This window comes from Dactylosporangium roseum, from assembly GCF_025264685.1.
In the GTDB taxonomy this organism is placed as follows: Bacteria; Actinomycetota; Actinomycetes; order Mycobacteriales; family Micromonosporaceae; genus Dactylosporangium; species Dactylosporangium roseum.
Window position 1 is genome coordinate 6,958,025 of sequence record NZ_CP073721.1, and the last position, 12,134, is coordinate 6,970,158.

Consider the following 12,134-nt stretch of genomic DNA (forward strand, 5'->3'; position numbering starts at 1 on the left):
AATTGTTACATCCAACACCGCAATCTGGGTCGCCAGATTGGTATTCTTGCGCTGCTTAGCCGTGAGTTTTCCGAGGCCATGTGCCAGACAATTGCGAACTTGTATAGCCGCCTGCAGGTCACCCCACCCAGCACAGGAGCTTAGCTTCAATTGATGGTGCAGTTGAAATGCACTCTGGCGAGCCCACCAATTGCTAGTTGAGGATAGCTCGATGTCTTCCACCATTCGACCAAGGACAGCAGAGGACATGTCGACACTCTGCAAAAGCAGGCCTATCGAAATAGCATCAATGTACGACTCGGTGATGCTAATAATCCGAAGAAATACCGCCTCCTGGCGCCATTGCTGCTGGTTTGTCGTCGCCTGGAGGGGGCCTTGAGCGATTCTCGGCCTTTGACCTGACCGAGGAGGCCTGCCGCCTAATCTAGTTTCCGCGTGGCGAAGGAGGCGCAACGCCGATTCCGTGAGAGCAAAACGCGGCGTCGCGGATGTAGCCATCACAACTCCAACAGCAATCGGTAGAGTGGAGACGACTGTTTCACTGCAGAAATTTGATTCGCGTTGACCAACCCGATACTATGCAGCTCTTTCATGCCGAGGACATACCACGGACTTAACGCCTCCGGACGTACCCGTAGACTGACATCAAGTTCGCTGAACTCGATCGCCCCTCCTTGCGCCAAGCATAACGACACCTCCGCATGCAGTAGATCGCTGTTCCTCCTTAGTTGACCCCGAACCCAACTAAGTCTCCCGTCCGGCTGCAGAGCCAGCATGCCGCAGATGCGAGCGACATACACCAGCCAGGCTCGCTGCCAATCACTGAGCGAATCCGCGTGATTTTGCGTTAGGGTATCCCATATCTCATCCACAGTGCTAGCATGCGCATCAAACATAGATATGAGGTAGGTACATACCTTCGGGGTAAGAACCGGCACAAATAACGTGAGTGAAACCAAGTACCTAAGGCCACCCTCATCCTCATGATGAGCGAGTGAATTCAGCGCCGACCTGAGCAGTTTAACATCATCATGTCTAAGATTCTTTAGGTCCAACCGGTTCTCATCACGAGGCGGAAGGCTAATGCGCCTCAGAACGCCGTTGGCCTCCTCGGGACTCATAAGACTGCCAGCGTAGTCGTTCGAACCAGGCGACAGAGTTGTGACATCGATCTGAGCGTCATCTTCGTCCACCGGAACTGACGCATTCCTAACAATATAGGTCACAAGTCTAGAAATGTGAGTCTTTTGGTCGCTAAGAACGAGCCCCAGACGTCGGGCCGCATCGCTTACCTGCTCGACCGCCAACTGGGCCTCGTCGTAACCGTTAGCAAGTAACCGGAAATCATCGTTATAGCGCCATAAGACGAGCCCTTGCCTCACAAGGTCTCGCTCTAGCATACGGATGTAGACCTCACTTAGCAGGTCCGAAGGGTCGAGCAGTTGAGGCAGCCCGAAGGCAGTTCCTTGGATTTCCCCAAGTAGGTCTATGAGAACTCCGGTCTCATAGACTCGCCCTACTTGGAACTCAAGCTCGCCTTTCAGGAGATCATGATCGACGTACTGGTAGAACGCTGCAACATCTGCTTCTGCGACGTATTTTGTATGTGCCGGCAAGAGACTCCGGACGTCGCCCGACCCGTCGAGTCCCTGAAGGATAGGACCATTAGCAAACTGACGATAATCTTCCAATGATCTTGTCGGAAACGAAAGCCCCTGGACGACATGATTAGTTAGCGCTCGGTAGGCGATTCGTTCCGCTATACCAACAATCGGGACTGGGCGTACACCCTGTCCGCTCTTCCGGGTATTAACGATCGCTGCTGGGGAGTTAGTCGCACCCACTCTTAAGCGCAGTGCGACCCAGTTTGCGAATTCTTGCGGATATCTTGCCAATACATCTAGCCAAGGTTCGGGCGGAACTAGGTTCCTCCTGGCATTTGCCTCATCTATGACCGCCTGCAAGATGTTGAGCGCTCGGACTTCGGGTTCCGGAATCCGTTCCATCCAAACTCCTACGGTACAGGGGGTCCTAGCGTCCGAACCTCAACGCAACTGCGCTACGATACCCGGTCTTCCGACGAAGCGCAGTAGGGACCTTGGCAGTGCCGAATTCCGCTATGCAGGATCAAGAGGCCGCGCTTGCGCGGCCCCAATGCTCGCTCTGGGCGATCAGCACCATAGCCATCTACTGAACTAGACGAAGCGACGCCGAAGAACGGGCCGACGTCCGATCAACGTGGTCAGGATCGGCGGCATCAGTAGGAGCAACTACAGACGTAACAGTAAGCCCAATCAGCGCCTCTGATAGATCGCTACGAGGTATGCCAAGCTCCTTAGATATACGGTCGACACGCCAGCCGTCCTCTCGCGCAAGGCCTAGCACCTGACGCAACAAGGCTGACTGTTCGTGAGCCTGACCGTCCGGCTCGCTAGATCTGAAGCCCTTCCCACTCAGTTCGATCATCCACGAGCGATATTGCCAATCCGTTATCCGACCCAACTGGTGTAGGCGCCTAACCATCGCGGTGGCCGACACGCGCCAAAATTTCTTCAGACTCATGACGTCGCCAAGCGAGAGTTTTCCAACGATCTGTGACAGCAAGCCGGCCTTCGGCATTAGAAACGCACTAGCGAACGCATTTGCGTCGAGTTCAAACCGCCTAGCGCGGTTCGTCCTCACGTTACGATGCATACACAAGTGGCCAAGCTCGTGAGCCAGATCAAAGCGGACGCGTTCGGCGCTCTTAGATGCGTTCAAGAAGACGAATGGGCGGTCTTCGAACCAGAACGAGAAAGCGTCCACTTCTCGGTCCGTCGCTGGCAAGCCGAAAACCCTGACCCCGCGACTTTCAACCAGTGCAAGCATGTCTCGTACGGGCTTCACGCCCAGCGTCCAGATCGCACGAACCGAATCCGCTGCTTCGACGGGTGAGGGCTCAGCTTCGTAGACCGAAGCCGTCAACTCTTCGATCGATGGTACGTCTACCGGCGGCGTGGCGTACCGCTTATCGATCCATGATGAAAAGCTACGCACCAGCGACGCATGTGTCAGTACACGACGCACTTGGCGGGGCGTCATGCTTGACAACGCCCTAAAGCTTACCGCACCCTCGCCGACCTCATCGATATCTTCGCCATAGAAGAACGACGCCGGAAAGTTTAGAACGTCCGCAATCCGCCCAACCGGAGGACTCTCAACATTTCCTGACTCCCAATCAGTGACAGCTCTGCGGCTCACACCGCAGAGCTGTCCCAACGACTCCTTCGTCAGCCCGCGACGCTCACGGGCCAGCCGAAGTCGGTGTGGATTGAAGTCAGAGGGAATATCACTTACGGTCGACATGAATCTGTGGCGGTTCGTCATCATCGCCGTCCAGATCAACCGGTGTAATGGCAACACCAGTAAATCCGACGTGCGGCAAAATTATGCGTACAGCCCATTGGTCGATTCGACTGTCAGCCCCTAGTGAAACGGGAAGGGACAATTCGCTGTACATCACTTCCTTGCGCGCTTTCAGCAAATAAAACCAAGTCACACATTGCTCGTCATCTTCGGGAGGATCCACGAACTCCGGCAGATTGAACGGCATCTGGCCAATCACGTTCCGCTTAATCCGTCTTGCCGTGATCGGGCCCCGCCTCTTGGCGGTCTTCGGAGGATTAAAGCCGGTGACGCCCGTATTTCCGTCGCCGCCGACTACGGCAATAGCGATTCGGCGCCCAGAGTGATATGAGGTCTCGTAGTTGTTGGTTTGGCCGATCTTCCAGTCTTGGTTGAGATTAAGAAGCTGAGTGCGAAGCTCGCCAACCGTCTCCGCCCACATGACCTGACCCTGGTAGGTCTTCGGGTGCACGGGCAGACAACGCGACGCTCGCTCGTGCCCATGGCGCACCGCTTGTTCAAGGTACGCAGCCCGAAGGCCCATCCGAGCCAGTTCGCGGTCTGCCGCTGCACCCTCGTAGATCTGGCACGCGTCGGACACTGGCCCTACAGCCTGAGTCATTCACCCCTCCCTCAACCAACTTCCTGAAACAGTACCACAGATGCGGTGGTGAAAGAGGAAGATCGAATCGAGAGATCGTTCCACTCAGGCGGGCGTGTCCTGATCGCCTCCGGCGGGGCCTCTGGCTCCGGGGAGGTCGCTCCGCTCCCGCACACCGCCATCCAGGCCGAGCCGAGCAGACCGGCGCCGGGTGGGCCAGGCCGAGCCGCTTCGCGGTCGCCTTCGGCGAGCCTGGCCCGCCCGGCGCCGCCCCGCTCCCCCATGGGTGGACGACGGCATACGGGAGACTCCGCTCAGCGGCCAGCACGACTTGGGGGTGGGAGGCCGGGAAGGAGACGCCGCCCGCGCTCGGCCTGCTGGCGGCGCAAGCGCCGGCATCGGCCGGCGCGGCGGCCCGCATCAGGCTCCGACGCCAGATCGAAACGTGCCATTCGCGTGCCAGAACCACCGTCCGGCCAGGGTCACGAACGGGCACGAGCGGGCGTCAGAATCAACCGCCCACCAGGCCATCCGGACAGATCACCCCGTCGCGAGACGATCTTCCAAACTGACGGTGGGAGTTCGATTCTCCTCGCCCGCTCTCACCCCTATCCCCAGGTCAGACGCCTAATCGTCTGACCTTCCGGGATCTTGGTCTTCCCGCCGCGCTTAGCTGTGGCGGCACTCGATGTCCGCTTCATCCCCGAATCCGGCTCATCCGCGCGAATAGCGCGGATAGCGCGGATCGCTTTCCAAGCCGGTCGCCACCCCACCATCGGCCTTGTACAGACAGCATCGGACCACCCTGATCAGGGACGCTTTTGGCCGAGCGGGAGAAGCCGGGACGGCGCGTCTCCCAGGCTCAGACCCTCCGCCTTGGCCCGCACCCGCCAGTTGCCGTCGACGCAACCGGTGCTGATCGTGTACTTCGGTCCGCCCGGCCCAAGGCCGCGAAGCTGAGCCCGATAGCCCCTTGCCAACCGACCAAGGTCGACAGTTCGGGCGCAGGGCTCGGAGGTGTCGCCGCCGAGGCGCGCCGACCGCCACGCCGCTCGACCTCATGATCATGGGAAACACATGGCTGCCCCGATAGCCAGATCTTTCCCATGATGATGGAGCCGCCCGGCCCGGAACACGCCGCCCCGAGGCCGGCGGCGACCACGAGGCCCACCGAGCGTCCGGTCCTGGTCGATGATTTCCGAACGCTGCCCGGCGAGGTCGCTCCGCTGCTGACGTGGCCGGAGCAGGCAGCCTTCCTCCTGCCGGCGCCGCGGTTTCGGGATCGGGCATTGCGGGCTCAATTCGCCGACGCCGCGCGGGCCCGAGCGAACTGGGGAGACGGCGACCACGGCGAGGCGCTCGCTCTGCGACTGGCTCGCGATGCGCTGTGGGACGCTGAAGTCCGGCGCCAAGCCGTCTAGCCGCACCTGCCGGTGGTCGCCGTCGACGGCTCGCGTGACGTTCCTGACCTCGTCGATGACCTAGCGGCCCGGTTTCGTCTTGGCCGTCCACGGGCGGCAACCGGGGCGCGCGGCGGTCATTGGTGGGCATGAGAGACGCGAAGCCGACGCGACGCGTCGACCTGGAACCTCCTCATTATCGACAGGAATGACCGAAGGCCCACGAGGTAGCTCACCATCGCGAATGCTGTCCGTGTTCAGCGGACAGCCCTCGGACATGGTCACCTCGAAGTGCGACCGCAAGACCGGCTGAGCCTGCCATCGGCCAGCGTTGCGCGCCGCCCCCGTACGAGCAGCGCACGCTATCATCGCTGGCAGCGATGAGACCCGAACGAATACCCGCTACATTCAACTGACCCCCACAAAGGACACCGCGTGCAAGAGCCGCTCAGCCTGGCCGCCCTGAAGCAAGCAGCAAACTCCTTTGCTATCGACTTGAGCAGGAAGAAGATAGCCGAGCTCTATGGAGTTACGGACGGAAAGGCAGTGGGAACGCACGTAGAGGCGGCTTTCAACACGTATATCACCAAATATTACACCCACATCCCCGGCAACGCGGCAAAGGGCATAGACTTCCCCGACCTTGACGTCGATCTCAAGGTCACCTCGATCAAACAACCCCAATCGAGCTGCCCTTTCCGGGACGCGGTCCAGAAAGTCTACGGGCTCGGCTACCATCTGCTGGTGATGGTCTACGAGAAAGCCGACGATCCGGCGACGTCAACCGCCTCTCTCGACATTCGCCACGTGGTATTCATCGATCGCGACCAGACCGCCGACTACCAGATCACCCGAGGGATACGGACGATTCTCAAGAATGCGGGACACACGAGCGAAGCCGCGCAGGACATCGATGCATACCTTGAGGATCGAAACCTGCCGCTAGATCCCGAAAGCCGCAGGCAGCTAGCGCTTCGGATCACCGAAAACCCTCCGGAGCCAGGGTTCTTGACAATCTCGAACGCCTTGCAGTGGCGACTTCAATACGGCCACGCGATCAAGGCGGCACAGGTCGGGAACCAGCTCGGAGTGGAGGATCTTCGTGCCAAATAATGAATTCGGCGACTTTCAGACACCGCGCGCCCTAGCCGCGAAAGTCTTCGAGGTGCTGCCCAAGAAAGAGTGGACCCGGATCCTTGAGCCCACTTGCGGTGTCGGCAACTTCCTTCATGAAGCCGCCGGCTACGCCGCGGACGCGGAGATAGTCGGGATCGAAGTTCAGGCCGACTACGTCGACGAAGCCCGTCTGGCGCGTGCGGAGGTCATCCAGGCGGACATCTTCTCGATGCACCTGGGACAAGACGTGTCGTGGGGCAAGGAGGGACCGCTCCTTGTTGTGGGCAACCCTCCCTGGGTCACCAATGCCCAGCTCAGCAGGCTTGCATCGAGCAACCGGCCGGACCGTGTCAACCTGAGAAATCTCCGTGGCATGGATGCGATGACCGGAGCCTCCAACTTCGACATCGCGGAATTCGTCTGGCTCAAGCTCATCTCAGAGCTTCAGCGGCACAATCCGACCATCAGCCTGCTCTGCAAGACCCAGGTCGCCCGCAACATCCTCGAGTACTGCTCGCAGTTCGGGTTACCGATCTCGTCCGCCTCCGTCCACCTGATCAATGCGAAGCAATGGTTCGACGCGAACGTGGACGCATGTCTGTTCACGGTGGAGGTCGGCACCGGACCGGCCAGTTATGACTGTGCGCTGTACGACTCGTTGGATTCGGTCCGTCCGTCCCGCAGGTTCGGCGTGGCCGACGGTCGCCTGGTGGCCGACATAGATGCATACGGCGAAGGACATCGAGTGGACGGTCATTGCCCGCTCGAATGGCGGCAAGGCATGAAGCATGACGCGGCCGGCGTCATGGAGCTGGTGCATCTGGACGGCCCGCACAGCCGTTCCGGCGAGCCCGTCGACGTGGAGGAGAGCCACGTCTACCCGCTCCTCAAAGGCACGGATGTGTTCCGGGGTAGAACGGGCCTGAGCAAGTGGGTCGTCGTAACCCAGAAGTCGCTCGGCGAGGACACGACGCAACTCGCGCACACCGCTCCCAAACTCTGGTCCTACCTGAACAAAAACGCGGAAGCCCTCGACGGTCGAAAGTCTTCGATCTACCGTAATAGGCCGCGATTCTGCGTTTTCGGAATCGGCGACTATTCGTTCGCGCCGTACAAGATCGCGGTATCAGGTCTCCACAAGTCCGCAGAATTTCGCCTGATCGCGCCGTTGGCGGGAAAGCCCGTGTTCCTGGACGACACGTGCTACCTACTTCCTTTCAACGACCCGCAAGAGGCCGCGCTCGTGCTGGCACTGCTCCGATCGAAGCCGGCTCAAGACTTCTTCCGGACCTTCACCTTCTGGGACGCCAAGCGGCCGATCACCAAAAAGCTCCTGCAGAAGATAGATCTTGGTGCTGTCGCCGCGGTCTGCTCCGACATCGAAATCATTGAATCTGCCGAACGATCCATTCGCGAAATCGGCCCACTGGAAGCGGAGAAGCCCCTCGGTGACTTGTTCGGAGAGATGAAACGCCGATGGGTCAGCACCGAAGCGGTCGCAACCGCCGAGGAACAGCTTTTTTGATGACGGAAGCCACGTGCCGCCCGGACCGAGACCATGGGGTCGGTGGTCAGGAAGATCGCCAACGGACCGGAAACGCGCCGAGCCGGGCCTCGTGCTGGAGGTCGCCGCGGGTCACGTGGTCGGCGGGCTTGGCGCACCGGACCTCCACGTCGCCGGTCGCCGTCGGGGTCGTCTTCACCGCGGTGCAGGTTTCCATGACCGCCGACAATAATCGAACATAGGTGCCAATTAATGGGTTTCTGTGGGTAGTGATGTGGTGATGCCGCCGTGGCAGAGGTGGATCATTTCGATGAGGTTGTCGAGGTCGGCGTAGCCGTGGGAGCGGCGTTGGATGAGGCGGATGCCGGCGTTGATGCTCTCGAGGAGCGAGTTCGACAGTTGGAGGTGGATGGCGTTGAGGATGCCGGTGCGGTGGCGGCGCAGTCGCCGGGCGAGGGTGACGAAGGCGTTGATACCGCTGCGTTTGGCCCGGTTGATCCAGCGTCGTAGGTGGTCGGCTGCGTCGCTGGTGGGGACCTGGTAGAGGCGGCGGAGGTCTTCTTTGAGGCGCCAGGCGTGGTGGATGCGGGGGTGTTTGCGGCGGAGCTGTTCGATGATCGCGGTGCGGGTGGGGTCGTGTTGCCCGGCGGGCTGGCGCAGGGCGCCGCGGGCCTTCTGCCAGGTTTGGGCGGGTGTCAGTCCAGCCACGGCGATCTTTACGCCCTGTTCACGGCAGGTCTGGTAGGCCAGGTCAAGCGCTTCGCCGGCCCATTTGATCACGTGGAACGGGTCGAGGCAGATCGCCGCGTGCGGCACGTGGGTGGTGGCGGCGCCGCGGTAGATCGCGGTCATGTCCATGCTGACCGCCTCGATCCGGGCTCGGCCGTCCTCGCCGAGAGACTCCAGGAATCTGCCGAAGACGTCCTGCCTGCGGCCCTCGCCGACGAACACCACCCGGCCGGTGTCGTGGTCGGCGACCACGGTGAGGAACTTGCGGCCCCGGCGGTAGGCGATCTCGTCGACGCCGATGCGGTAGATCGCGTCGAGACGCTCGCTGTCCAGGTGGGTATCGACGAGCCTGGCTACGAGGTGGTCGACGGTCTGCCAGGTGGTGCCCAGCAGCGCGGCCGCGGCGCTCTTGGACATCCGTTTCGCCAGCCAGCAGGCCATATCCTCGAAGTCGCGGGTATGCCGGGCGCCGGGCCGGGCCCACGGCATCCACTCGCTGCGGACCTGCCCGCAGCCGCGGCAGTCGACCCGGCGGATCTCCGCTTCGATCACCACCCGGTACCGGCCGAAGTCGACATGACGCCACTTCCTGCGGGAACGGTCGTACCGGGCCCGGCTGGTCCGCCCGCACGGGCAGACCAGCACCTGCGAGCGAAGCCGGACCTGCACCACCATCGCGGTATCCGTGAAACACACGTCGTCCACAACCGTTCCCTCGAAGCCCAGCAGACGGTTGATCACAGCAGCGGCGCGCACGTGGATCCCTTCGCTCACAACGGTCTTCAGCAACCTGGTGAACGAACCGGCATCCCATGCGCGCCGCCATTTTGTCCGTTACAGCCCCCTATCCCCACCCACAGAAACCCACTAATTGGCACATAGGTTCTAAAGTCATCCGGATCAAGGATTTGACCTGCGGAAACGTCCGGAACGTGCCCGCAAACGCCCGAACGTCCTGAACGAACCGGGTCACGACAGGCCGGCGGCCCGCGTGTTGAGGTACCGCTGCTGCGGGAGGCTGCTCGTCAGGCTCGCCGCCCGCAGGTAGGCCTCACGCGCCCCCGCGACGTCGCCCGACATCTCCAGCAGGTGGCCGCGCACGGCGTGGAGGCGGTGATCCGACCTGAGGGCCGACAGGCCGTCGAGCAGCGGCAACCCCACACCGGGACCGGACGCCATGGTCACGGCCACCGCGTGGTTGAGCGCCACCATCGGGTTCGGGGCAATGCGCATGAGCAGCTCGTAGAGCGCGACGATCTGCGGCCAGTCCGTGGACGCCGCGTCCGGCGACTCGTCGTGGATCGCCGCGATCGCCGCCTGGAGCTGGTACGGGCCGGTGGCACCCCGCGGCAGGGCCTGCGTGATCAGCGCGACACCCTCTTCGATCATCCCGGCGTCCCACAGGCTGCGGTCCTGGTCGGCCATCGGGACCAGCGCGCCGTCGGGGGTGGTGCGGGCCGGACGGCGGGCGTCGGTCAGGAGCATGAGGGCGAGCAGCCCGGTGACCTCGCTGTCGTCGGGCAGGAGGCGGTGGACCATGCGCGTCAGGCGGACGGCCTCCGTGGACAGGTCGGCGCGGTGCAGCGACGGGCCGGACGTGCTGGCGTAGCCCTCGTTGAAGATCAGGTACAGCACATGCAGTACCGCTGCCAGACGCTCCTGCCGCTCAGCCTCCGGCGGCAGGCCGAAGGGGATGCCGCTGGCCTTGACGCGCTGCTTCGCGCGGGAGATCCGGCGGGTCATGGTGTCCTCGGGCACCAGGAACGCGCGGGCGACCTCGCGGGTGGTGAGGCCGCCGACGGCGCGCAGGGTCAGCGCGACCTGCGCGTCCGGCTTCAGCGCCGGATGGCAGCACAGGAACAGCAGGATCAGCGAGTCGTCGGTGTCGGACACCGCCGGCACGTCGAACGACCAGCGGAAGACCGTCTCCTCGCGCCGTCGGCGGGTCTGGTCGGCGCGCAGCAGGTCGGTCAGGCGGCGGGACGCGACGGTGACGAGCCAGCCGAGCGGGGCGTCGGGGACGCCGGCGGCGGGCCACCGCACGGCGGCGGCGAGCAGCGCCTCCTGCACGGCGTCCTCGGCGGTGTCGAAGTGGCCGTAGCGGCGCACGACGGCGCCGAGGACCTGCGGCGCCAAGGTGCGCAGCAGGTCCTCGGCGGACCCCTCCGGCAGGGCCATCAGAAGCCCAGGTCGGCCGACGACTCCACGACGGGCCGCACGTCGGCGTAGGCGGTGGCGGCCGCACCGGGCGGTGCCGGGCACTCGCCGAGCCGGGCGGCGATCTGGGTGGCCCGGTCGAAGCTCTCGCACTCCACGATCCAATAGCCGGCGAGGACCTCCTGCGTCTCGGCGTATGGCCCGTCGGTGACCAGGCCCGGCACGCCGCCGATCCGGCGGGTGTGCACGGGCGCGTCCAGGCCGCGGGTCTCCACCAGTTCGCCGGACTCCTCCAGCTCGCGGTTGAACTTCGTCATGAACGCGTGCATGGCGGCGAAGTCCTCGGCGGTCCACTCCGTCCCGGTCGGCTTGCCGGCCATCGCGTCGTAGTCCCGCTGCGACGCGTAGGTGAGGATCATGTACTTCACGCGGTCACTCCCTCTCGGCAGGCGCTCTCTCAGCGCATCTCACCGGAGACATCGGTGCCGCCGGAGGGATCCGGACACAGAACCGGCGGAACTGTCTCGCGGAAGAGCTTCACGTGCCGAGCTGGTCCGCGACGTCGTGCAGGGTGCTCACGAGCTGGGTCATCGGCACCGGCTGGCGGCTGGAGTCGGCGATCTCCTTGCCCTCCTTGGTGAACAGCGGCGGGAGGATGTGCAGCCCGGCGTCGAGCGGGCAGTCGGCGACCTCGTCCTGCCAGCCGGGCCAGCGCCAGCTCCGGTAGAACTGGTCGAGGGCGCCGCCGAGCATGGCGTAGAGCCAGTCGGTGTAGCCGAGGCCGAGGTCCTCCCAGCGCAGCGTGTCGGGTGCGAAGTAGTGGATCGTCGGCTGCCCCGACTGACCGGACGGCGCCGGTGACGGCGCGCTGTCACCCTGCCGCCACACGAACTCGCCGCCCATGATGTCCTGCGCGACCACCAGGCCCGCGCCCTCGAACCCGGCGTTGACGGTGTGGATGTCGGGCAGGCGGTGCTCCGGCGCGCCCGAGCCGAGGACGCGCAGCCAGCCCTCGTCGACGACCAGGCCGCCGCTGAGGTAGACGAGCGAGCCCAGCCACGAGTTGGTGGTGACCTGGAGTTTCTGCAGGCAGGACGCGGCCCGGACCGGATCGGTGGGCAGGATCTCGACCGCGCACGGGGAGCCGCTGACCGCTGCCTCGATCTCGGCCCACGCGGACCGGTCGTCGGTGATCAGCTCCGCCAGTGAGCGCACCCGCCAACTGTACGGCCCACGCGGGCAC

At 63.2% G+C, this 12,134-nt stretch carries 10 protein-coding genes; 2 read left to right on the forward strand and 8 right to left on the reverse strand.

Annotated elements, in window-relative coordinates; translation table 11 throughout:
* Positions 1-497: 497 nt before the first annotated feature.
* From Drose_RS32595 to Drose_RS32605, 3 genes are all read right to left on the reverse strand, one after another.
* Entirely contained in the window at positions 498-2,006 is a 1,509-nt protein-coding gene (locus Drose_RS32595; protein ID WP_260725096.1) for an RNA-directed DNA polymerase, read from the reverse strand.
* 181 nt (positions 2,007-2,187) lie between these two features.
* Positions 2,188-3,384 carry a helix-turn-helix domain-containing protein gene (locus Drose_RS32600; RefSeq protein ID WP_260725097.1) on the reverse strand — a complete coding sequence of 399 codons (1,197 nt, stop codon included), beginning with the start codon at positions 3,382-3,384 and terminating at the stop codon, positions 2,188-2,190.
* The gene (locus Drose_RS32605; protein ID WP_260725098.1) at positions 3,329-3,826 is read right to left on the reverse strand and encodes a hypothetical protein; all 498 of its coding nucleotides are present in this window, start codon (positions 3,824-3,826) and stop codon (positions 3,329-3,331) included. The genes Drose_RS32600 and Drose_RS32605 overlap by 56 nt, the downstream gene beginning before the upstream one ends.
* A 1,994-nt stretch (positions 3,827-5,820) precedes the next feature.
* Between Drose_RS32605 and Drose_RS32610 the strand changes: the two genes are divergently transcribed.
* Both Drose_RS32610 and Drose_RS32615 read left to right on the forward strand, forming a co-directional pair.
* Complete coding sequence (locus Drose_RS32610) at positions 5,821-6,498, forward strand: type II restriction-modification system restriction endonuclease (RefSeq protein WP_260725099.1); 678 nt, start codon at positions 5,821-5,823, stop codon at positions 6,496-6,498.
* The gene (locus tag Drose_RS32615; RefSeq protein ID WP_260725100.1) at positions 6,488-8,026 is read left to right on the forward strand and encodes a TRM11 family methyltransferase; all 1,539 of its coding nucleotides are present in this window, start codon (positions 6,488-6,490) and stop codon (positions 8,024-8,026) included. Before Drose_RS32610 ends, Drose_RS32615 begins: the two co-directional genes overlap by 11 nt.
* Positions 8,027-8,072: 46 nt before the next feature.
* On the opposite strand, the gene Drose_RS32620 is transcribed toward Drose_RS32615, so the two are convergent.
* From Drose_RS32620 to Drose_RS32640, 5 genes are all read right to left on the reverse strand, one after another.
* Positions 8,073-8,222: a hypothetical protein gene (locus Drose_RS32620; RefSeq protein ID WP_260725101.1), complete on the reverse strand. Its 150-nt coding sequence runs from the start codon at positions 8,220-8,222 to the stop codon at positions 8,073-8,075.
* A gap of 32 nt (positions 8,223-8,254) precedes the next feature.
* Positions 8,255-9,523, reverse strand: a complete 1,269-nt coding sequence (locus Drose_RS32625) for an ISL3 family transposase (RefSeq protein ID WP_260723251.1) — start codon at positions 9,521-9,523, stop codon at positions 8,255-8,257.
* A 180-nt stretch (positions 9,524-9,703) separates the two neighbouring features.
* A complete protein-coding gene (locus Drose_RS32630; protein ID WP_260725102.1) occupies positions 9,704-10,912 on the reverse strand; it encodes an RNA polymerase sigma factor in 1,209 nt (402 codons plus the stop codon).
* On the reverse strand, positions 10,912-11,310 hold the full coding sequence (locus Drose_RS32635; RefSeq protein ID WP_260729891.1) for a YciI family protein: 399 nt from the start codon (positions 11,308-11,310) through the stop codon (positions 10,912-10,914). Before Drose_RS32635 ends, Drose_RS32630 begins: the two co-directional genes overlap by 1 nt.
* Positions 11,311-11,428: 118 nt before the next feature.
* Positions 11,429-12,106: a DUF2625 domain-containing protein gene (locus tag Drose_RS32640; protein WP_260725103.1), complete on the reverse strand. Its 678-nt coding sequence runs from the start codon at positions 12,104-12,106 to the stop codon at positions 11,429-11,431.
* Positions 12,107-12,134 lie beyond the last annotated feature (28 nt).